The 20,203-nt window shown below is 66.6% G+C and carries 19 protein-coding genes; 10 read left to right on the top strand and 9 right to left on the bottom strand.

Features of this window, described 5'->3' with window-relative positions; genetic code table 11:
* The first annotated feature begins 114 nt into the window (after window positions 1-114).
* Entirely contained in the window at window positions 115-399 is a 285-nt protein-coding gene (locus QZ471_RS08160) for a hypothetical protein (RefSeq protein WP_295462532.1), read from the top strand.
* 585 nt (window positions 400-984) lie between these two features.
* On the opposite strand, the gene QZ471_RS08155 is transcribed toward QZ471_RS08160, so the two are convergent.
* The 4 genes from QZ471_RS08155 to xylA all read right to left on the bottom strand — a co-directional run bounded on the left by QZ471_RS08155 (window position 985) and on the right by xylA (window position 6,175).
* Window positions 985-2,121 carry a sugar ABC transporter permease gene (locus tag QZ471_RS08155; protein WP_295462530.1) on the bottom strand — a complete coding sequence of 379 codons (1,137 nt, stop codon included), beginning with the start codon at window positions 2,119-2,121 and terminating at the stop codon, window positions 985-987.
* Window positions 2,121-3,677, bottom strand: coding sequence for a D-xylose ABC transporter ATP-binding protein (xylG, locus tag QZ471_RS08150; protein WP_295462528.1), 1,557 nt, complete (start codon window positions 3,675-3,677; stop codon window positions 2,121-2,123). Before xylG ends, QZ471_RS08155 begins: the two co-directional genes overlap by 1 nt.
* A 63-nt stretch (window positions 3,678-3,740) precedes the next feature.
* The gene (gene xylF, locus QZ471_RS08145; protein WP_059229005.1) at window positions 3,741-4,742 is read right to left on the bottom strand and encodes a D-xylose ABC transporter substrate-binding protein; all 1,002 of its coding nucleotides are present in this window, start codon (window positions 4,740-4,742) and stop codon (window positions 3,741-3,743) included.
* Window positions 4,743-4,858: 116 nt separating this feature from the next.
* Complete coding sequence (gene xylA / locus QZ471_RS08140) at window positions 4,859-6,175, bottom strand: xylose isomerase (protein ID WP_295462525.1); 1,317 nt, start codon at window positions 6,173-6,175, stop codon at window positions 4,859-4,861.
* 185 nt (window positions 6,176-6,360) lie between these two features.
* On the opposite strand from xylA, the gene QZ471_RS08135 reads away from it, so the two are divergent.
* The gene (locus tag QZ471_RS08135; RefSeq protein ID WP_295462523.1) at window positions 6,361-7,614 is read left to right on the top strand and encodes a DNA-binding transcriptional regulator; all 1,254 of its coding nucleotides are present in this window, start codon (window positions 6,361-6,363) and stop codon (window positions 7,612-7,614) included.
* Here QZ471_RS08135 and QZ471_RS08130 read toward each other — a convergent pair.
* On the bottom strand, window positions 7,596-8,126 hold the full coding sequence (locus QZ471_RS08130; protein ID WP_295462521.1) for a DNA starvation/stationary phase protection protein: 531 nt from the start codon (window positions 8,124-8,126) through the stop codon (window positions 7,596-7,598). The genes QZ471_RS08135 and QZ471_RS08130 overlap by 19 nt on opposite strands.
* Window positions 8,127-8,498: 372 nt before the next feature.
* On the opposite strand from QZ471_RS08130, the gene QZ471_RS08125 reads away from it, so the two are divergent.
* Genes QZ471_RS08125 through QZ471_RS08115 form a run of 3 tightly spaced genes read left to right on the top strand, consistent with a single transcriptional unit; the run spans window position 8,499 to window position 10,506 of the window.
* Window positions 8,499-9,212, top strand: coding sequence for a hypothetical protein (locus QZ471_RS08125; RefSeq protein ID WP_295462519.1), 714 nt, complete (start codon window positions 8,499-8,501; stop codon window positions 9,210-9,212).
* Window positions 9,209-9,622, top strand: a complete 414-nt coding sequence (locus QZ471_RS08120) for a phage holin family protein (protein ID WP_295462517.1) — start codon at window positions 9,209-9,211, stop codon at window positions 9,620-9,622. The genes QZ471_RS08125 and QZ471_RS08120 overlap by 4 nt, the downstream gene beginning before the upstream one ends.
* Complete coding sequence (locus QZ471_RS08115; protein WP_295462515.1) at window positions 9,619-10,506, top strand: DUF3618 domain-containing protein; 888 nt, start codon at window positions 9,619-9,621, stop codon at window positions 10,504-10,506. The genes QZ471_RS08120 and QZ471_RS08115 overlap by 4 nt, the downstream gene beginning before the upstream one ends.
* Before the next feature lie 179 nt (window positions 10,507-10,685).
* Here QZ471_RS08115 and QZ471_RS08110 read toward each other — a convergent pair whose 3' ends face one another.
* Together QZ471_RS08110 and QZ471_RS08105 are read right to left on the bottom strand one after the other, a co-directional pair.
* Window positions 10,686-10,838: a hypothetical protein gene (locus tag QZ471_RS08110; RefSeq protein ID WP_295462565.1), complete on the bottom strand. Its 153-nt coding sequence runs from the start codon at window positions 10,836-10,838 to the stop codon at window positions 10,686-10,688.
* Between the two features lie 68 nt (window positions 10,839-10,906).
* Window positions 10,907-11,887: an aldo/keto reductase gene (locus QZ471_RS08105; RefSeq protein WP_295462513.1), complete on the bottom strand. Its 981-nt coding sequence runs from the start codon at window positions 11,885-11,887 to the stop codon at window positions 10,907-10,909.
* A 113-nt stretch (window positions 11,888-12,000) separates the two neighbouring features.
* On the opposite strand from QZ471_RS08105, the gene QZ471_RS08100 reads away from it, so the two are divergent.
* From QZ471_RS08100 to QZ471_RS08080, 5 genes are all read left to right on the top strand, one after another.
* A complete protein-coding gene (locus QZ471_RS08100; protein WP_295462511.1) occupies window positions 12,001-12,915 on the top strand; it encodes a LysR family transcriptional regulator in 915 nt (304 codons plus the stop codon).
* A gap of 70 nt (window positions 12,916-12,985) precedes the next feature.
* Window positions 12,986-14,719, top strand: coding sequence for an OPT family oligopeptide transporter (locus QZ471_RS08095; protein ID WP_295462509.1), 1,734 nt, complete (start codon window positions 12,986-12,988; stop codon window positions 14,717-14,719).
* A gap of 218 nt (window positions 14,720-14,937) precedes the next feature.
* Window positions 14,938-16,218, top strand: coding sequence for an MFS transporter (locus tag QZ471_RS08090; protein WP_295462507.1), 1,281 nt, complete (start codon window positions 14,938-14,940; stop codon window positions 16,216-16,218).
* 136 nt (window positions 16,219-16,354) lie between these two features.
* Window positions 16,355-17,413 (top strand): haloacid dehalogenase-like hydrolase, encoded by a 1,059-nt coding sequence (locus QZ471_RS08085; RefSeq protein WP_295462506.1) that lies wholly within the window; start codon window positions 16,355-16,357, stop codon window positions 17,411-17,413.
* A 58-nt stretch (window positions 17,414-17,471) separates the two neighbouring features.
* Entirely contained in the window at window positions 17,472-17,996 is a 525-nt protein-coding gene (locus QZ471_RS08080) for an ACT domain-containing protein (protein WP_295462504.1), read from the top strand.
* A gap of 67 nt (window positions 17,997-18,063) precedes the next feature.
* Here QZ471_RS08080 and QZ471_RS08075 read toward each other — a convergent pair whose 3' ends face one another.
* Together QZ471_RS08075 and QZ471_RS08070 are read right to left on the bottom strand one after the other, a co-directional pair.
* The gene (locus QZ471_RS08075) at window positions 18,064-18,552 is read right to left on the bottom strand and encodes a UPF0158 family protein (protein ID WP_295462502.1); all 489 of its coding nucleotides are present in this window, start codon (window positions 18,550-18,552) and stop codon (window positions 18,064-18,066) included.
* Window positions 18,553-18,630: 78 nt separating this feature from the next.
* Complete coding sequence (locus QZ471_RS08070) at window positions 18,631-20,031, bottom strand: sugar porter family MFS transporter (RefSeq protein ID WP_295462500.1); 1,401 nt, start codon at window positions 20,029-20,031, stop codon at window positions 18,631-18,633.
* Between the last annotated feature and the right edge of the window lie 172 nt (window positions 20,032-20,203).

Below are 20,203 nucleotides of genomic sequence, written 5' to 3'. Positions count from 1 at the left end.
TCATGCTTTCATATGATGAAACCCCGCGCACAAATCCCTCTGGAATGAACCTTTGCGCCAAGGGAGAGGTCTGACCCGGACGCTTTCCACGGTCACGACAAGGACGATCTGCCCATGCAAAACGCTATTGATGCGCTGATTGACGCCTTCAGCCCCCACTCCTGCCTGGCCGTTCCGCGCCGCGCCGACCGCACCTTGCTGTTCACCATCAACGATACCGTCCGAGCGGCTACGGTGACCAAGGCCATTCCCTTCTGCAATCTGGAATGCACCACCTCCCTGGCCACCGTGATCCAGGACCTGCAGCGCGATCTCGACCGCGCCGTCGGCACCCTCAGCCCCGAAAGCCTGGCCGACCTACGCCAGCGCGGACCGCGGGTGCAAAGGTTCGAGACCTGAGGTGATGGTAGGGAGGTAGAAAAGCGGCGCGGTTTTCCACACGGCGGGACGTGCTAATCGCGGCCATTGCGGTCCGCAGAGGCGGCCGCTTCCAAGGCTGCCTTTTGATCGCGGCCATGGGCCGCTCCTACAGGGGGCGAGACTTTTGTAGGAGCGGCCCGTGGTCGCGATTGACCGGGCCCCCTCACCCCAACCCTCTCCCCGAGGGAGAGGGGGTGTCAGGAGCAGTGGATAGGTTCGTGACTGGGATGCCGTCCCCTCAGCGCCGGCTGGTGCGGGTACTGACGTCGACCCAGCCGCCGTAGCCTGGATGACGGCGCAGCCTCATCCGGGATGGGCGCGGCGAACAGATGGACAACACGTCGCAGGTTTCCACGCGACGGGACGCGCCATGGCGGTCCGCCGCTGCGGCCGCTTCCAAGGCTACCTTTTGATCGCGGCCATGGGCCGCTCCTACGGTTACCTCTGAGTCTGTAGGAGCGGCCCATGGCCGCGATTGACCGGGCCCCCTCACCCCAGCCCTCTCCCCGAGGGAGAGGGGGTGTCAGGAGCAGTGGATAGGTCCGTGGCTGGGATGCCGTCCCCTCAGCGCCGGCTGGTGCGGGTACTGACGTCGACCCAGACGGCCAGGACCAGAATCCCGCCCTTGACGATCATCTGCCAGTAGCTGTCCACGTCGAGCATGGACATGCCGTTGTCCAGACTGGCGATCACCAAGGCGCCGAGCAGGGCGCCGTAGACGGTACCCGAGCCGCCGCGCATGGAGGTGCCGCCGATGAAGCAGGCGGCGATGGCGTCCAGTTCGCCCATGGTGCCGGCCGAGGGCGAACCGGCGGCCAGGCGGGCTGTGTTGACCAGGCCGGCCAGGGCGCACATCACGCCCATGAGGCCGAAGATGCCGAGCTTGATCGCCTGGACGTTGATGCCCGACAGCCGCGTGGCTTCCAGGTTGCTGCCCACCGCATAGATGCGCCGACCGAACACCGTCTGGCTGGTGATGTAGCTGAACACCCCGAGCAGCACCAGCAGGATCAGCACGGGCACCGGGATGCCGTCGTAGCGGTTGAGGGTCTGGATGAAGGCCACCAGCACCACGCCGATCACCACCACCCGCAGCACATCGCGCCACAGCGGCGCGAGGGTGAGGCCCAGGGTCTTGCGCTTGCTGCGCTGGCGCCAGGTGAGCACCACGGCCACGGCGAACAGCAGCACGCCCAGGGCGCTGCCCACGGCCGGCGGCAGGTAGCCCTGGCCGAGGTAGACCAGTTCCGGCGATACCGGGGCGACGGTGACGCCGCCGGTAAGGCCGAGCAGCACGCCGCGAAAGGCCAGCATGCCGCCGAGGCCGACGATAAAGGACGGTATCCCGCGATAGGCACTCAGGTAGCCGTTGATCAGACCGATCAGCAGGCCACCGGCGGCCACCGCCAGCAGGGTGATCGGCAGGGGCACGTGGTAGGTGACGTCGAGTATCGCCGCCACCCCGCCGAGCAGGCCGAGTTGCGAGCCCACCGAGAGGTCGATCTCGCCGGCGATGATCACCAGCACCATGCCGCAGGCGAGGATGCCGGTGATGGACATCTGCCGCAGCAGATTGGAGAGGTTGCGCGGGGTGACGAAGCCGCCCTCGGTCTGCCAACTGAAGAACAGCCAGATCAGGGCCACGGCGATCAGCAGGGCGAGCATCTTGTAACGGGTGAACAGCTGTTTCACGGCGTGCATCAGAAGTGCTCCCGGGCTTGGGCGACCGCCCGTTCGGTGGTGCCCAGGGCCGCGGCCAGTACCCGCTCCTGGGTGAGGTTCTCATTGGGGAAATCGCCGCGCAGCCGGCCTTCGCCGAGCACCAGCACCCGGTCGGAGACACCGAGCACCTCGGCCAGCTCCGAGGAGACCATGACGATGGCCACGCCCTCCGCCGCGAGCAGGCCGATCAGCCGGTAGATCTCGAACTTGGCGCCGACGTCGACGCCGCGGGTGGGCTCGTCGAGGATCAGCACCTTGGGCCGCGCCAGCAGCATCTTGGAGAGCACCGCCTTCTGCTGATTGCCGCCGGAGAGGCCGGTGATGGGCAGGAAGGGGCTGCTGGTCTTGAGTTGCAGCCGGGCGATCTCGGTGTCGATGCAGGACAGCTCCGCCTCGCTGTCGATACGACTCAGGTGGGCGAATCGGTCCAGCACCGTGAGGGTGATGTTCGAACCTACGCCGAGGTCGGGAATGATGCCCTGGCGCTTGCGATCCTCCGGCACCAGGCAGAGGCCGGCGCGAATGGATTTCAGCGGGGTGCGGGTGTCGATGCGTTGGCCGTTGAGCCAAACCTCGCCTTCGTAGCGGCCGTCGTAGGCACCGAAGATGGCCGAGACCAGTTCGGTGCGCCCGGCGCCCACCAGCCCGGCGATGCCGAGGATCTCGCCGGCGCGCACGGCGAAGGAGACGTCGTCGACCCTCTTGCGCTGGGGATTGTCGACGTCCAGGCAGGTGAAGTGGCGCGCCTCGAAGATCACCTCGCCGATCTCGTGGGGGATCTGCGGGTAGAGGTTGGTCATGGCGCGACCGACCATCTGGGTGATGATGCGGTCGATGTCCATCTCGGCCATGGGCGTGGTGGCGATGTGCTTGCCGTCGCGGATCACCGTGATGGTGTCGCAGATGGCCGCCACCTCGTCGAGCTTGTGCGAGATGTAGACGCAGGCGACGCCCTGCGCCTTGAGGTCGCGGATGATGTCCAGCAGCACGGCGATCTCGGAGGTGGTGAGCGCCGAGGTCGGTTCGTCGAGGATCAGCAGCCGGGCGTTCTTGTTCAGCGCCTTGGCGATCTCCACCAGTTGCTGCAGACCGCCGCCATACTGGGACACCGGCAGGGCCACGTTCATGTCCGGCACCTTGAGCCGGCGCATCAGTTCGGCAGAGCGCTGCAGCATGGTGGGATAGTCCAGCCGCCCGCCGAAGCGGCGCGGCTCGTGGCCCATGAAGATGTTCTCGGCCACGGACAGATCGGGCACCAGGGTCAGCTCCTGGTGGATGATGACGATGCCGGCCGCCTCGGACTCGGCGATGGAATGGGCTTCCAGGGGGCGCCCGTCCCAGCGGATCTCGCCTTCCCAGGTGCCATGGGGATAGACCGCCGAGAGCACCTTCATCAGGGTGGACTTGCCGGCACCGTTCTCGCCGCACAGTCCTACGCATTCGCCGGGACGCACCTTGAGATCGATGCCGTCCAGCGCCCGCACCCCGCCGAAGCTCTTGGCGATGCCGTGCATTTCCAGCAGATAGTCGGCCATGGCCGCTCCTCGCCCAGGGGCCGCCCGACGCCAGGCGTCAGGCGACCAGCCGGTGGCCAGTGGTTATTTGCCGTCGATCTGGGCCTGGGTGTAGAAGCCGTCCTTGACCAGCAGGTCGACGTTGGCCTTGGTCAGCTCGGTGGGCGTGAGCAGCAGGGTGTCGACCTTCTTGGTGCCGTTGTCGTAGCTGGAGTTGAAAGCCGGCTTCTCGTTGCGCACCAGTTGCACCGACAGCTTGGCCGCCTCGGAGGCGATCAGCTTGAGCGGCTTGTAGACAGTCATGGTCTGGGTGCCGGCGATCACCCGCTTGATGGCGGCGAGGTCGGCGTCCTGGCCGGACACGGCCACCTTGCCGGCCAGCTTCTGCGCGGCCAGGGCCTGGATGGCGCCGCCGGCGGTGGCGTCGTTGGAGGCGACGATGCCGTCGATCTTGTTGTCGTTGGCGGTCAGGGCGTTCTCGACGATGGCCAGGGCCTCGGTCGGGTTCCACTCCTTGACCCACTGCTGGCCGACGATCTTGACGTCGCCCTTGTCGATGGCCGGCTGCAGGACCTTCATCTGGCCCTGACGGAGGATCTTGGCGTTGTTGTCGGTGGGCGCGCCGCCGAGCAGGAAGAAGTTGCCCTTGGGCTGGGCCTTGAGCACGCCACCGGCCTGCATCTCGCCGACCTTCTCGTTATCGAAGGAGATGTAGGCGTCGATATCGGCATTGAGGATCAGGCGGTCATAGGAGATCACCTTGACCCCGGCCTTCTTGGCCTCGGCCACCACGTTGTTCAGCACCGTGGCGTTGAAGGGCACGATGACGATGGCATCCACGCCGCGGGAGATCAGGTTCTCGATCTGCGACAGCTGGCGCTGCTCGTTGGCGTCGGCGGATTGCACATAGACCTTGGCGCCGAGTTGCTCGGCGGCGGCGACGAAGTAGTCGCGGTCGCGGGCCCAGCGCTCCAGGCGCAGGTCATCGATGGAGAAACCGATCTTGGGGTGCTGGGCGTCGGCCTGGGCGAAACCGGTGGTGCAGAGGGCGAGCAGCCCCGCGAGCAGGGTGGTCTTGAAGTTCATGGTGGCGTCCTTGGTTATTGTTGTTGTGGAGCGGTCGAACGGCTCTGAGTGTAACGATTCAGCTAGGTTGCACAAGCGGGTCGGCGCGGCTTTTTCTGCCGACCCGCTCGCGCTCTTCAGCGATACAGGTAACGGTTGACGATACCCTCCAGCAATTCCTGGCGGCCGCTCACCGGCTGGGGTGCCAGACCCTGAGTGAAGGTGTGTTCGGCGAGTTGCGCAAGGTTCAGTTCACCCCCGAGGATGCGCTGGCCGAGGGATTGGTCCCAGCCGGCGTAGCGCTCGGCCTTGAACTTGCCCAGCGGATCGTCCTGCAACAGCGCCGCGGCGCGCTCCAGGGACAGCGCCAGGGTGTCCATGGCCGCCACGTGGCCGTGGAACAGGTCGACATCGTCCAGGCTCTGGCGCCGCACCTTGGCGTCGAAGTTGAAACCGCCGCGGGTGAAGCCACCGCCCTTGAGGATCTCGTAGATCGCCAGGGTCATTTCCTCGACGCTGTTGGGGAACTGGTCGGTGTCCCAGCCGTTCTGCGGATCGCCGCGGTTGGCGTCGATGCTGCCGAACACGCCCAGGGCCACGGCGCTGGCGATCTCGTGCTGGAAGCTGTGGCCGGCCAGGGTGGCGTGGTTGGCCTCGATGTTGACCTTGATCTCCTTCTCCAGCCCGAATTGCTGCAGGAAGCCGAAGACGGTGGCCACGTCGTAGTCGTACTGGTGCTTGGTGGGCTCCTGGGGCTTGGGCTCGATCAGCAGATCGCCCTGGAAGCCGAGGCGGTGCTTGTGTTCCACCACCATCTGCATGAAGCGGCCGAGTTGCTCGCGCTCGCGCTTGAGATCGGTGTTGAGCAGGGTCTCGTAGCCTTCGCGACCGCCCCAGAGCACGTAGTTCTCACCGCCCAGGCGATGGGTGGCGTTCATCGCCGTACAGACCTGGGTGGCGGCGCAGGCGAAGATCTCGGGATTGGGATTGGTGGCGGCGCCCGCGGCGTAGCGCGGGTGGCTGAAGCAGTTGGCGGTGCCCCACAGCAGCTTGAGGCCGGTCTCGCTCTGGTGGCGCTCCAGCTCGTCGATCAGGCGGGCGAAGTTCTCGCGGTACTCGGTGAAGCTGGCGCCCTCGGGGGCGACATCGGTGTCGTGGAAGCAGTAGTAGTCCACGCCCAGCTTGCTGAAGAATTCGAAGGCGGCGGCCGCCTTGGCGCGGGCCTGCTCCAGCGGGGCGCCAGCGGCGTGCCAGGGGCGCTGGAAGGTGCCCTGGCCAAAGACATCGCTGCCCGGCCAGACGAAGGTGTGCCAGTAGCAGACCGCCATGCGCAGGTGCTCGCGCATGGGCTTGCCCATGACCAGGCGGTCGGCCTCGTAGTGGCGGAAGGCAAGCGGGGAATCGCTGTCGGGACCGGCGTAGCGGACCTTCTCGACATTGGGGAAATAAGCCATGACGTTGTCCTTGTTCTTATCTGTCGCACCCGGCACGGCGTACCGGCTTGTCTCGATGGTAGCGCTGCCACCTGGGCTGCCTATTGTGAAAATCACCAGAGCCGAGTGCGATTTTGCCGCTTGAGGGCCGCTCGCCCGGGTCGTAGTCTGATGACCCACCCCGCGTCTCCCGCCGGAAGCCCGCCATGCCCAGCCAGCCGCCCGTCCACCGCGTCGCTCTGCTGTTCAACGGCAGCAAGATCTACGACCGCGGCATCCTCGCCGGCATCGGCAACTACCTGAGCGGTACCCGGGCGCGCTGGGATCTGTTCCTCGAAGAAGACTTTCTCTGCCGGCTCAAGGGCATCGAGCGCTGGCAGGGCGACGGCATCATCGCCGACTTCGACGACCCCGCCGTGAGCGCCGCCCTGGCCGACAGCAGGCTGCCGGTGGTGGCGGTAGGCGGTTCCTATGCCGAGGCGCGCGACTATCCGCCCGGCATTCCTTACGTGGCCACGGACAACGCCGCCCTGGTACGCCTGGCCTACGACCACCTGATCGAATCCGGGCTGACCCGCTTCGCCTGCTTCAGCCTGCCCGCCGCCGACACCAATCGCTGGGCCGGCGAGCGCGAGGCAGCCTTCGCCGCCCTGCTCCACCGCGATGGCCTGCCGGTGGAGATCTATCGCGGCCTGGAGACCAGCGCGCCGCTGTGGGATACCGCCGTGGAACAGCTGATCGCCTGGCTGCAGGAGCTGCCCAAGCCGATAGGCATCCTCGCCGTCACCGACGCCCGGGCGCGGCAGTTGCTGCAGGCCTGCCTCACGGCGAACATCCCGGTGCCGGAACAGGTGGCGCTGGTGGGCATCGACAACGATCCCCTGGCGCGCACCCTGACCCGGGTGCCCCTGACCTCGGTGATCCAGGGCACCGAAGCCATCGGCCGCGAGGCGGCGCGCCTGCTGCACCAGCGGCTGCACGGCGTCGAGCTGGGGGCGCCGCGGGTGCTGATCCCGCCGGAGGGCATCAACGTCCAGGCCTCCAGTCGCCACCAGGCAGTGCGCCACCCGCAGGTGATGCGTGCCCTGCACTTCATCCGCCAGTACGCCTGCCAGGGCATCAAGACCGACCAGGTGGCCAGTTACGTCGGCATCTCCCGCTCGGCCCTGGAGACGTCCTTTCGCCGCGAACTCGGGCGTAGCGTTCACGACGAGATCCTCGGCTTCAAGCTGGCCGCCGCGGCCGTCGCCCTACAGGAAGAAGCACCGAGCCTGACGGAGATCGCTCGGCGTTGCGGCTTCACCTCGGCGCAGTACCTGCACGCGGTATTCCGCCGCGAATTCGGCTGCACCCCGCGCCAGTACCAACAGCGACCACGCGCCCTGGCAAGCGCCCATGAAAAAGCCCGTCCGGAGACGGGCTTTCCAGGAGCTCCGGCGGCTTATTTGCCGACGGTCTGACCCAGGAACCAGGCGCGTTCTTCGGCCTGGTCGATCCACTCTTCCAGCAGGCTGGTGGTGGAGACGTCGTTGGCGTCGTCGGTCAGGGTGTGGGTGGTACGCATGTAGGCGGCCAGCGACTGGTTGTCGTCATGCAGCTCGGTGAGCATCTGGTCGGCCGACAGGTCGGTGGCATCGCTGCTGGCCAGGCGCTTGAGCTGCACCATCTGCTCCAGGGAGCGTACGGTGGGCTCGCCGATCTTGCGAGCGCGCTCGGCGATCAGGTCGGTGATGCCGTACAGCTGGGTAGCCTGCTCTTCCAGCAGCAGATGGTAGTCGCGGAAATGCGAGCCTTTCATGTGCCAGTGGTAGTTCTTGGTCTTGATGTACAGCGCGAAGACATCGGACAGCAGCACAGCAAGGGCTTCGCCTACCGCCTTCTGATTCTGCAGGGTGGCGTCTTCGCCCTGGTGGGCCTTCTGCTTGACGCTGGAAACGGTCTTCAGTTCTTGCTTGGCATTGGCAACGGCCATGAGAAATCTCCTGTCATCGGACGTGAGTTGAAGAGGTAGGTCCGCACTCGGCGAACGTCAACGTCTGCATGAATCGACCGCATCGGGCGAAAAAACGTTCATCGAATTTCCATATCGCCACCATGGGCAAGACGAATGGTTGCCGGCATTGCGACTGCGTTTCATTGCCTGCGCCAGAGGCCTCGGCACTGGTTCGCCGCTGCGCTCGTCAGCAGCCCTGTAGGTAAAGCCGTTTGTCAGCTCCGCCGTCAAAGCGACGCTCTGGCCGAACTGCCGTTCGCTTGCCCCGGTCACCTTAGAGGCAAGGCACGTGAACGGTCGCCGCGAGCTCTCCGCCGGCCATTACCAGGTTCTGCACACAGGTACACGAGTATGACGACTCCCCTCGAGACAGCTCAGGGACACCCTTCGCAGGCCAAGGACGGTTCCACGGCAGAGGCTCATCTGCATGACCTGAAAGAGGTCGCCCAGGACGCGGTGCAAGACGCCAAGCAAGGAGGGGCCGCGCATTTCGAACACTACCGGGACACCGCGGCCGATCAGCTTGGCGCCATCGCCCAGAGTGCCCAGGCGGCTGCCAACGAACTGGAAGACAAGGACACCCTGGGCCTGGCGCACTATGTCAACGACATGGCCCAGAGCCTGACCGGACTGGCCGAAGACCTGCGGGGCAAGAGCGCCGAGCAGTTGCTGCACCAGGCCGGCACCCTGGCACGGGAGAATCCGGCGCTGTTCCTGACCGGCAGCATCGCCATCGGCTTTGGCCTGTCGCGCTTTCTCAAGGCCTCCAGCCAACCGCGCACCGACAGCACCGACCGTGGCCACGGCGCGGAGGAGATGCCCACCCTGACCACACCCTCGGTAGCGGCGGAAAACGAGCTGGTGGAGCCGGCGGCCGGCGCCGACGTCATCCACACCGGCAACATCCCCAAGGGCCCCGACCTCCACACGCCGACCACCACCCGTGGCGGTGACCCCATCGGCAGTGCAGCGATCAATCCCGCCCGCAGTGACAGCAACCTGACCACCGGCAGCGCGGCCAGCCACCTGGACCGCCCCAGCCTGAGCGGAGGTACCCGGCCATGATCAATAAGAATCCCACCCCGCGCTCCACCGAGGGCGACACCTCGGTCGTCGGCCTGGTCAAGCAGCTGGTCCATGAAGTCCCAGCGCTGTTCACCAAGGAACTGGCACTGGCCAAGGCCGAACTGGGCGAGTCCCTGCGCACCACCAAGGCCGGCGTCGCCGGGGTCGCCGCAGGCGCCATCGTGCTGCTGGCCGGTTTCATCGTGCTGCTCATGGGCGTCGTCTATTTTCTCTCGCAGTACCTCACGCCCTGGGCCGCCGCCCTGCTGGTGGGCGCCGTGGTCATGGTGATCGGTTTAATCATGCTGCAGTCGGGCAAGAAGCAATTCGAACCGGCCCATTTCAGTCCTGATCGCACCGTCAACAGTCTGCAGAAGGACAAGGACGCCGTACGGAGGGCCGCACAATGAGCATCACCGACCAGATCGACCTGGAATCCCGCAAGAATCCCGACGAGCTCGAACGCGAGATCGACCAGAAGCGCGAGCGTATCGAAGACCTGGTAGGGGCCCTGGAAAGCCGGCTGTCACCGGGCCAGCTGTTCGATCAGGCGCTGGCCTACACCAAGGGGCACGGTGGGGAATTCGCCCACAACCTGGGCAATACCCTCAAGGCCAATCCGGTACCGGCGGTGCTGACCTCGGTGGGTCTGCTCTGGTTGGCTCTGGGCCAGAATCGCACGCCGGCTCCGGCCACCGCGGGCAGCCCGCTCAAGGACAAGCTATCTGGCGCGCTGGACTCGGTCGCCAATGGCGCAGGCCATACCCGCGATTCCCTGAATCGTGGCAGTCATGACGTACGTGACAAGGTGACCGGCCTGGGTGAGAGCGTGTCGGCCAAGGCCTCCGAGACCGGGGAGCGGCTGAGCGATACCGCTGCCCAGGCCAAGGACAACTTGGCGGACCAGGCGCACCAGCTCAAGGGCAGCTTCGACACCCTGCTGCGCGAACAGCCGCTGGTGGTAGGTGCCCTGGGCATCGCTCTGGGTGCCTTGCTGGGTGCTGCGCTGCCGCGAACGGAGACCGAGGACCGTACCCTGGGTAAACACAGCGACAAGCTGACCACCAAGGCGAAAGAGCTGGCCAACAGTGGTTACGAGCAGGTCAAGGCGGCGGGCCGCGACGTGGCGGATGGCACCCGCCAGGCCAGTCACGCGGGTGGCGGCCAGGCCAAGGCCGGCACCGCGCCCAACACGCTCGGCAACGATCCCGATGCCGGAGTCGAATCCATGGCCGGCTCGCCGAGACGGGCACCGGCAGAACCCTGGGGGCAACCCAGGCCACCACCGGCATGAATGTCGGACGAACCGCAGCCAACGGCAACACCCCTGGCGCGGTAGGCGACGAGAGTGGCGTAGCGGCCCCGCGCAGCTTCTAGAAGGGCAAGACTGCGGGGGGCAGCAGCTGCCCCCCGCAGAAACGCCAAAGGCGCAGCAGTCCGGACCGCTGCGCCTTTTTAGTGACTACCTATGCCTCAGTAACCCGGATCGGGATTTTCCTTGGGCTGCTCGGGTCGCTTGGGATTGTCCGGACGCGGTGCTTCGCCGCCCTGGTTGAGTTCCTTGTGGGTCTCACCGACCTTGCCGGCGTTTTCCGGCTGGTGGTCGAGATCGTCGCGCTTGGCCATGATCCTCACCTCTTGTGGCTGAGTACGTTAGGCAACAAGGCGGGGCCAGGGTGCCCCGCCTGGCGGGATCAACGCAGGGGTGGCGCCATGAACTCCGGCCCCACCGGCTCCTTGACGTGTTCGGTCAGAATGGCGTCGATGGCCGCCAGGTCGTCGCTGGACAGCCGCCAGCCGAAGGCCTCGTCCAGCCCCTGCAATTGCTCGGGCTTGCGCGCACCCCAGAGGGCGATGGTCGGCCCCTGGTCGAGGATCCAGCGGATCGCCAGGGCCAGCACCGACTTGTCGTGACGCTCGCGGGCAAAGGCGGTCAAGGCCTCCACCGCTGCCAGGTACTGGGCGAAACGCGGCGCCTGAAACTTGGGGTCACCCTGGCGCAGGTCGTCGCCGTCGAAGCGGGTATCCGCATTCATGCGCCCGGACAGCAGGCCGCGGCACAGCGCGCCATAGGCCAGTACCACCAGGCCGTGGCGCTTGGCATAGGGCAGCACGTCGGCCTCGATGGCACGCTCGAACAGGTTGTAGGGCGGCTGCACGGTGGACGGGTTGGCGAACTGGCGGAAGGCCTCCAATTGCTCGGGCGAGTAGTTGCTCACCCCGATGGCGAGGATCTTGCCCTCCTGCCGCAGGCGCTCCAGTTCACGGGCGGTTTCTTCGTGAGGTACCTGGGGATCGGGCCAGTGCACCTGGTAGAGGTCAATGCGGTCAGTGCGCAGGCGGCGCAGGGAATCCTCCACCTCCTGGCGAATACGGGCCGCGCTGGCGTTGCGGCGTACCTCTTCGTTGGGCCATTCCAGGGCGACCTTGGTGGCGATCACCGCCTGGTCGCGGACGCCTTCCAGGGCCTTGCCGACGATTTCCTCGGAGCGGCCGAAGCCATACACCGGGGCGGTGTCTATGAGGTTGATGCCACCCTGTACGGCGCCGCGGATGGTGTCGATGGAACGGGCTTCGTCGGTGCCGCCCCACATCCAGCCGCCGATGGCCCAGGTGCCGAGGGCGATGCGGGAAACGGGGGTATCGATACCGGGGATACGGAGGGTTTCAGTCATGCAATTCTCCAGGCGAGGACGCCGGTCGGAAGGGATCAACCTTGTGAGGCTAATTCAAAAGGCGTTGAATAGGGCTCAACGAACTCTTGACCCTTATCGCGCGAGGCTTGTGCATGCCGACCCTCAATCGCGGCGAATTGGCCGACCTCAATGTCTTCGTCGCGCTGGTCCGCCGCCGCAGCTTCCGCCAGGCCGCCATCGAGCTGGGCGTTACCACCTCGGCGCTGAGCCATGCCCTGCGCCAGCTGGAGACGCGCCTGGGGGTCAAGCTGCTCAATCGCACCAGTCGTTCGGTGGTGCCCACCCTGGCCGGCGCGGCCTTGGCGGAGAAACTCGAAAAAGGCTTCGCCCTCATCGGCGAGGCCCTGGGCGAGCTGGACCAGCACCGCGACGCCCCGGTCGGCCGGCTGCGCCTGAGCGTGCCACGCGATGCGGCGCGGCTGCTGCTGACCCCGACCCTGCCGCGGCTGTTGGCGGCCTATCCGCAGTTGCAGCTGGACATCAGCGTCGAGGATCGACCGGTGGACATCGTCGCCGACGGCCTGGACGCCGGCATCCGCTATGGCGATACCGTGCCCCAGGACATGGTCGCCCTGCCGCTGACCGACGAGTTGCGCTGGGTGGTGGTGGGCGCCCCCGCCTACCTGGCCCGTCACGGCCGACCGCAGCAACCCGAGGATCTCGCCGGGCATCGCTGCGTGCGCCTGCGGCTGGGCAACGGCGCCCTCTATCGCTGGGAGCTGGGCAGCGGTGCCGCGACGCGGGTGATCGACGTGCCCGGCCCACTCACCCTCAATGAGACCGAGACGTCGATCCAGGCCGCCCTCGATGGCCTGGCCCTGGCCTATTGCCTGGAATGGCGGGTGGCCGAGGAGCTGCGTGACGGCCGCCTGGAGCTGGTGCTGCCGGACTGGGCCTCCCCCGGTGCGCCGCTGTGCATCTACTACCCGAGTCGACGCCAACCGCCGCCAGGGCTGCGGCAACTGATCGAGGCACTGCGCCAGACCTGGACCGAGCGGCACTCCTGAGCCGCCGAACCAACCGGCGCCTGGAGGGGTCCCCTGACGACGCCATGATCGCCCGACCCAGGAGGCCCGCTTGCCCGCAGCCAACGCCGTCGCATCCGACCTGCCGCTGCCCGTGGAGCGCGAACTCAGCCCGCGGGCGCTGTTCACCGGCGCGCTGCTGGGCACCCTGCTGACTCCGGCCAACGTCTATGCCGGCCTCAAGATCGGCTGGTCGTTCAACATGTCGATCATCGCCCTGCTGGTGAGCTACGGCCTTTGGCACCGCCTCGGGCGACGGCTGCGCCAACCGGGCTGGACGCTGCACGAGAGCAACATCAACCAGACCGTGGCCTCGGCGGCGGCCAGCATCGTCTCCGGTGGCCTGGTGGCACCCATCCCGGCCTACAGTCTGCTGACCGGGCAGGCATTGCCCACGCTGCCGCTGATGGGTTGGGTGTTCGCGGTGAGCTTTCTCGGCATCTGGGTGGCCTGGTACCTGCGCCCGCTGTTGCTGGCCGATGCCAGCCTGAAATTCCCCGAGGGCCTGGCCACCCTGGAAGCCCTGCGCCAGGTCTATGCCAGCGGCGCCGAGGCCCTGGTACGGCTGCGGGTGCTGCTGGGCGCCCTGGTGCTGTCGGCAACGGTCAAGCTGGTGGATACCTTCGCCTGGGCCCTGCCACGGACGGCGCCCTCGCCCGCCCTGGAGCGGCTGACGTTCAGTTTCGATCCCTCCCTGCTGCTGCTCGGCTTCGGCGGCATCATCGGCCTGCGGGTCGGCCTCTCGTTGCTGCTCGGTACCCTGCTGGCCTGGGCGGGCCTGGCGCCCTGGTTGCTGGCCAGTGGCGTGGCCGAGCTGCCGGCGGAGGCCAGCGGTCCGCAATATGCCTTCCTGGTGCAATGGCTGCTCTGGCCAGGGGTGAGCCTGATGGTCAGCGCCACCCTGGCCTCCCTGGCGGTACGTCTGGCCACCCTGCCGCGCGGTGAGCGGCAGCGTTCGGGCTGGCGGCGGCCACGTGGCTGGCCCCTGGCGCTGCTGCTGCTCGCGAGTCTGCTGGTGGTGGCACTGCAGGTCCGGTTGTTCGGCATCGATCCCTGGCTGGCGCTGCTTGCCCTGCCCCTGGCGCTGTTTCTCGCCGCCATGGCCGCCCGGGTGGTGGGCGCCACCGGCATTCCGCCGATCGGCGCCATCGGCCAGCTCTCGCAACTGACCTTCGGCCTGGCCGCGCCGGGGCAGGTCAACATCAATCTGATGGGCGCCAACACCGCCGGCGGCGCGGCCGGCCAGAGCACCGACCTGATGAACGACTTCAAGGTTGGCAAGGCCATCGGCGCCACCCCGGCCAAGCAGGTGGTGGCCCAGTGTCTGGGCATCGCCCTGGGCGCGGTCACCGGGGTGCTCACCTACCGCCTGCTGATCCCCGATCCCCAGGCGCTGCTGCTCAGCGCCGCCTGGCCGGCACCGGCGGTGGCCCAATGGAAGGCGGTGGCGGAAACCCTGACCCAGGGCCTGGGCGCACTGGACGCGGCGATGCGCCTGGGCATCCTCCTCGGCGCCCTGGCCGGTCTGCTGCTGGGCCTGGCCGAAGCCCTGCTACCCGCCCGCCACGCACACTGGCTGCCCAGTTCGGCAGCCCTGGGCCTGGCCTTCATTCTGCCGGCCTCGGTATCGCTGATGATGACTCTGGGCGCCCTGCTCACCGCTCTGGTGCGTTGGCGGGCAGCGGGCCTGGCCGAGCGCTTCGCCCTGGCCGCCGCAGCCGGCCTCATCGCTGGCGAAAGCCTGGCGGGTGTCGGCGCGGCGTTCTGGCAGATGCTCGCAACCTGAACTGCGACATCGTGTCAACTGGACAATAATTTCCAGACGTAATGTCGCGAACCTTTCACCAACCTTTCAAATAGAGGAAATTAGCGGGTTCCGGTCGGATTCAGCTTGCCAGCGCGCTTTTGCAACACATAAGGTTACAAACAGTGCGACCCACCCCCAGAGGTTCGGGCGCCTCGCGCGAGCTGTCTCCATAACAAACCCAATCCGAGCTAGCAGTCATGGCCACCACGTCGAAAGCCAAATCCGTATTCCGCGTCGTCAGCGGAAACTTCCTCGAAATGTACGACTTCATGGTGTATGGCTTCTACGCTACCGCCATCGCCAAGACGTTCTTCCCCGGCGACAACGAAATCGCCTCCCTGATGCTGTCGCTGGCCACCTTCGGCGCCGGCTTCCTGATGCGTCCGCTGGGTGCCATCTTCCTCGGTGCCTACATCGACAAGCATGGCCGTCGTCATGGCCTGATCGTGACCCTGGCGCTGATGGCCCTGGGTACCCTGCTGATCGCCGTGGTGCCTGGCTATGCCACCCTGGGCGTCGCTGCGCCACTGCTGGTGCTGCTCGGCCGCCTGCTGCAAGGCTTCTCCGCCGGTGTCGAGCTGGGCGGCGTGTCCGTCTACCTGTCGGAGATCGCCACGCCCGGTCGCAAGGGCTTCTTCGTTTCCTGGCAGTCCGCCAGCCAACAGGTGGCGGTGGTCTTCGCCGGCGTGCTGGGCGCCCTGCTCAACCACTGGCTGTCGCCCGCCGAGATGGGTGAATGGGGCTGGCGCATCCCCTTCCTGATCGGCTGCCTGATCGTGCCCTTCCTGTTCATCATCCGTCGTTCCCTGGAAGAGAGCCCGGAGTTCGAGGCACGCAAGCATCGTCCGACCTTCGGCGAAACCATGACCTCCATCGGCCAGAACTTCGGCGTGGTGCTGGCGGGTGTGGCCATGGTCTCCATGACCACCGCTTCCTTCTACCTGATCACCGCCTACACTCCGACCTTCGGCAGGCACGAGCTGCACCTGACCGATCTGGACAGCCTGATCGTCACCGCCTGTGTGGGCATCTCCAACTTCATCTGGCTGCCGGTGATGGGCGCCCTGAGCGATCGTGTCGGCCGTCGCCCGCTGCTGATCTTCGCCACCGTGCTGGCCATCGTCACCGCCTACCCGGCGATGATCTGGCTGACCAACGCCCCGGGCTTCTCCCGTCTGCTGATGGTCGAGCTGTGGCTGTCCTTCCTCTATGGCACCTACAACGGCGGCATGGTGGTGGCCCTGACCGAGGTGATGCCGGCCCATGTGCGTACCACCGGTTTCTCCCTGGCCTACAGCCTGGCCACCGCGACCTTCGGCGGCTTCACCCCGATGGTCTGCACCTGGCTGATCCAGGAGACCGGCAACAAGGCCGCTCCCGGCATGTGGTTGACCGTGGCCGCCGTGCTCGGCCTGGTCGCGACCCTGACCCTGTTCAAGGGCAACACCGAGCCGCGCTTCAAGACCGCCACCGCCTGATAGGCTTGTCGCAGAGCGGCAGGTGATGCCGCTCTTGCGCCTACCCAGGTCGCTCCGTGCATCGAACTGTCATGACCTTTTGTTATGGTCTAGACCAGATGACCGCATACCGCGGTCGCCGTGCCGGAGTCCGCCGATGCTCACCCTTCCCCGCCTTCTCGCCGGCTTGGCCGGTGGTCTGCTCAGCCTCACCGCTGCCGCCACCGAGCTGACCCACTGGCCCGCCGAGGCCGCCCGCCAGCTCGACGCCCTGATCGCCGCCAACGCCAACAAAGGCAACTACGCGGTGTTCGACATGGACAACACCAGCTATCGCTACGACCTGGAAGAGTCCCTGCTGCCCTTCCTGGAAATGAAGGGCGTGCTGACCCGCGACACCCTCGACCCCTCGCTCAAGCTGATCCCCTTCAAGGACGTCGGCGGCCACAAGGAAAGCCTCAACAGCTACTACTACCGGCTGTGCGAGATCGACGACCTGGTCTGCTATCCCTGGGTCGCCCAGGTGTTCTCCGGCTTCACCCTGCAGCAGCTCAAGGGCTACGTCGACGAGCTGATGGCCTACGACAAGCCGATCCCCGCCACCTACTACGGCAAGGACGACAAGGTCGAGACGGTGCAGATCAATCCGCCCAAGCCCTTCACCGGCCAGCAGGAGCTCTATCACAAGCTGATGGAGAACGGCATCGAGGTCTATGTGATCAGCGCCGCCCACGAGGAACTGGTACGCATGGTGGCGTCCGATCCCCGCTATGGCTACGGCGTGAAGCCGGAGAACGTCATCGGCGTCACCACTCTGCTCAAGGACCCCGCCACCGGCGCCCTGACCACCGCCCGCAAGCAGATCGCCGAAGGCAAGTACGATCCCCAGGCAAACCTGAAACTGCAGGTCACCCCCTACCTGTGGACCCCGGCCACCTGGTTCGCCGGCAAGTACGCGGCCATCCTCACCTACATAGATCCCTGGAAGAAACCCATCCTGGTGGCCGGTGACACCCCGGTCAGCGACGGCCCCATGCTGTTCCAGGGCGTGGACGGCAGCAAGGGCGGTGTCCACCTGTGGGTCGACCGCAAGCCCAAGTACCGCACCCAGATCGAGGCGATGATGAAGAGCAACGCCGAGGGCCAGGCCAAGAACGGTGTGGCAGTGAACGCGGACAAGAACTGGGTGATCGTCAAACCCGAGGACATCCAGTAGGCCAGCACTCCAGGGCGGGCTAGACTCGGGGTTCTCTCTGACTGCCCTGGAGCCCGCCATGGAACACCTGGTCCTGACCGTCATCGCCCCCGATCGCCCTGGTCTGGTGGAAGCCCTGGCCGACTGCGTGGCCGCCCAGGGCGGCAACTGGCTGGAAAGTCGCATGGCCCACCTGGCCGGCCAGTTCGCCGGCATCCTCTCGGTGGAAGTGGAGCCGGAGTTGCGCAATGGCCTGGTGGAAGCACTGCAACAGCTGGCCATCCCAGGGCTGCGCATCCTGGTGGGCGAACCGGGCCAACCGGCTCCGGTGGGCGCGCCGCTGGTCCAGCTCGAACTGCTGGGCAACGACCGCGTCGGCATCGTCCGCGACATCACCCGGGCGCTGCACCAGGTCGGCGTCAACGTCGAACGGCTATCCACCGAAACGCGTCCGGCGCCCATGAGCAGCGAGCTGCTATTCCATGCCACCGCCCTGCTCGCGCTACCGGCCGACCTCGAACTGGAAGCCCTCCAGGCCCACCTGGAAACCCTCACCGACGACCTGATGGTGGAGCTGAAGCTCTATCGGCACGGGCACGACTAGGGCTGCACGGGCCTCTGGGCGACGATCTATAAAGGCGCGCCTCGGTGATCTCACACCGGGGTGCGGCTCAGCGCCCCTGCCCCTTCTCCAACCGTCGCCTGATCCCCTCCGGTACATCATCCGGCAGCGGCATACGCCCGTCCGCCGGCAGGGCTTCCAGGCCGGCCTCGTCCAGCAGCGCGAGCAACTCTTCCTTGAGCCGATTCAGCGCGAAGGCCTCCCAGGCCTCGCGTACCGAGGGGAAAAGGTCCAGTTCGTAGTCGAAGGTACGGAGCGGTCGCCGGCTTTCCAGAGCGGCACGCAGCAGCGGCTGGGCGTGGGGATGGCGCAGCTGGTGCAGGAAGGCCTCGCGCAGTTCCAGGCGATCCTCCTGGGTCAGGCGCGGTAGCGGCAGGTAGCGTTCGGGATCTTCCAATTCCTCGCGTTCTTCCAGACTGAGGTCGTCCGGATCGAGCAGGCGCAGGGCGCCGCTGTCGAGATCGAGGAAGTGGGTACCTCGCTCCCGGCTGTCGAGGGCGGCAGCCAGCAGATCGAGGTCGAGGGTCAGGGGGCGCATGGCAGGACTCCGGCACAGGCGAACAGGAGCGAAGATCTATCTCCGCTCCTGTTGCGACCCTAGCACCGGAGCTGGCGTTCAGCCCTTCCGCTGATAGGGAAAGAAGCGCCGCTCGCGCAGGTCGTGCTCGATCTGCTCCAGGCTCTTGCCCTTGGTTTCCGGCACCAGGCGCCAGATGAACAGCAGCGCCACCAGGGAAATCCCGGCATAGAGCCAGAAGGTGTGGGCGGCGCCCAGCTGGGTCACCAGGCTCAGGGTGGTGAGGGTCACTAGTAGGTCGAAGCCCCAGTGGCTGAAGGCGCCGACGCTGGCACCCTTGCCGCGCACGAACAGCGGATAGACCTCGGCGTTGATCAGCCAGATGCAGACGCCGAAACCGCCGCAGTTGAGCATCAGGTAGGCGGCCAGACAGGCCACCACCGTCCAGCGCTCGACCTCGGTCTGGGGACCGGCGCCCTGGAACAGATAGCCCATGATCGCCAGGGCGATGATGGAGCCGGGAATCAGCGTCAGCAGGTAGCGACGGCGACCTATGCGATCCACCAGGAAGCTGCCGACCACGGTCATGATCACCACCAGGATGGTGCTGCAACCGGTGGCCAGCACCGCGGTCTGGTCGGAGAAGCCGGCCTGGGTGAGGATGGTCGGGGCGTAGTAGATCAGGGCGTTGTTGCCGGTGATCTGCGAGAACATGGCGATCCCCGCGCCCACCAGCAGGGCTGGCCGTACCCAGGGCGAGAACAGGTCGCTCCAGCTGCCTTCCGGCGCGTTGCTCACGGTCTTGATCTCGGTCAGCTCGGCCTGGGCCGCGGCAGCGCCGCCGCGTACCCGCTCCAGCACCGCCAGGGCGTCTTTTTCGCGGCCCTTGACCAGTAGCCAGCGCGGGCTTTCCGGCAGCACCGCCATGCCGGCCAGCAGGATCAGCGCCGGCACCAGGCCGAGGCCGAACATCCAGCGCCAGTGCTCGTCCAGGGCGAAGCCGGTGAAATAGGCCACGGTGATGCCGAACACCACCATGAACTGGAACAGCACCACCAGCTTGCCGCGATGCTCCGGCGGCGCCACCTCGGCGATGTACACCGGGATGATCTGGGTGGAGCTACCAGCCGACAGGCCGAGCAGGAAGCGCGACAGGATCAGCAGGGTGACGTTGGGCGACAGCGCCGAGAGCACCGAGCCCAGGGCGAACACCAGGGCTACGCCGATGATGGTCTTGCGCCGGCCGAGACGGTCGGAGATCGGGCCGGTGCCGAGGCAACCGAACAGGGCGCCGAAGATGATGGCACCGGTCACCAGTTGCTTGACGGTGTCGTCCATGGCGAATTCCCGGCCGAGACCGAGCAGGGCGACGCCGATGATGCCGGTGTCGTAGCCGAACAGCAGACCGCCCAGGGCGGCGATCACAGCGATGAGCACGACCAGCCCCTTGCGCGGGGTGGCCGCCACGGGTACGGCGAGCGAGGGTGAGGAAGCGAGCATGGGGAAATCCTTTCTTGTTCTGCCAGGGCCAGGATCGCGGTGGCGACCTGCACGACCCGCGCTGGCGGGCGTGGTGAGCATGGCGCAAGAAAAACCGCCGCAAGCGGGTGAAAGAAACGTTAGGTGAATCGTTTCACCTAATAGGCTGCGTCGTCACAGAAGTTGTGAAAAG

It is taken from the genome of uncultured Pseudomonas sp. (genome assembly GCF_913774235.1).
In the GTDB taxonomy this organism is placed as follows: domain Bacteria; phylum Pseudomonadota; class Gammaproteobacteria; order Pseudomonadales; family Pseudomonadaceae; genus Chryseomonas.
The sequence above is the reverse complement of the archived record's forward strand: the minus strand, read 5'-3'. Positions and strand labels throughout refer to the sequence as shown.

Bases quoted from the DNA above. Each gene is read 5' to 3' on its own strand.
- QZ471_RS08160 (WP_295462532.1), top strand. From the start codon at position 115: ATGCAAAACGCTATTGATGCGCTGATTGACGCCTTCAGCCCCCACTCC.
- QZ471_RS08155 (WP_295462530.1), bottom strand. From the start codon at position 2,121: ATGCACGCCGTGAAACAGCTGTTCACCCGTTACAAGATGCTCGCCCTG.
- xylG (WP_295462528.1), bottom strand. From the start codon at position 3,677: ATGGCCGACTATCTGCTGGAAATGCACGGCATCGCCAAGAGCTTCGGC.
- xylF (WP_059229005.1), bottom strand. From the start codon at position 4,742: ATGAACTTCAAGACCACCCTGCTCGCGGGGCTGCTCGCCCTCTGCACC.
- xylA (WP_295462525.1), bottom strand. From the start codon at position 6,175: ATGGCTTATTTCCCCAATGTCGAGAAGGTCCGCTACGCCGGTCCCGAC.
- QZ471_RS08135 (WP_295462523.1), top strand. From the start codon at position 6,361: ATGCCCAGCCAGCCGCCCGTCCACCGCGTCGCTCTGCTGTTCAACGGC.
- QZ471_RS08130 (WP_295462521.1), bottom strand. From the start codon at position 8,126: ATGGCCGTTGCCAATGCCAAGCAAGAACTGAAGACCGTTTCCAGCGTC.
- QZ471_RS08125 (WP_295462519.1), top strand. From the start codon at position 8,499: ATGACGACTCCCCTCGAGACAGCTCAGGGACACCCTTCGCAGGCCAAG.
- QZ471_RS08120 (WP_295462517.1), top strand. From the start codon at position 9,209: ATGATCAATAAGAATCCCACCCCGCGCTCCACCGAGGGCGACACCTCG.
- QZ471_RS08115 (WP_295462515.1), top strand. From the start codon at position 9,619: ATGAGCATCACCGACCAGATCGACCTGGAATCCCGCAAGAATCCCGAC.
- QZ471_RS08110 (WP_295462565.1), bottom strand. From the start codon at position 10,838: ATGGCCAAGCGCGACGATCTCGACCACCAGCCGGAAAACGCCGGCAAG.
- QZ471_RS08105 (WP_295462513.1), bottom strand. From the start codon at position 11,887: ATGACTGAAACCCTCCGTATCCCCGGTATCGATACCCCCGTTTCCCGC.
- QZ471_RS08100 (WP_295462511.1), top strand. From the start codon at position 12,001: ATGCCGACCCTCAATCGCGGCGAATTGGCCGACCTCAATGTCTTCGTC.
- QZ471_RS08090 (WP_295462507.1), top strand. From the start codon at position 14,938: ATGGCCACCACGTCGAAAGCCAAATCCGTATTCCGCGTCGTCAGCGGA.
- QZ471_RS08085 (WP_295462506.1), top strand. From the start codon at position 16,355: ATGCTCACCCTTCCCCGCCTTCTCGCCGGCTTGGCCGGTGGTCTGCTC.
- QZ471_RS08080 (WP_295462504.1), top strand. From the start codon at position 17,472: ATGGAACACCTGGTCCTGACCGTCATCGCCCCCGATCGCCCTGGTCTG.
- QZ471_RS08075 (WP_295462502.1), bottom strand. From the start codon at position 18,552: ATGCGCCCCCTGACCCTCGACCTCGATCTGCTGGCTGCCGCCCTCGAC.
- QZ471_RS08070 (WP_295462500.1), bottom strand. From the start codon at position 20,031: ATGCTCGCTTCCTCACCCTCGCTCGCCGTACCCGTGGCGGCCACCCCG.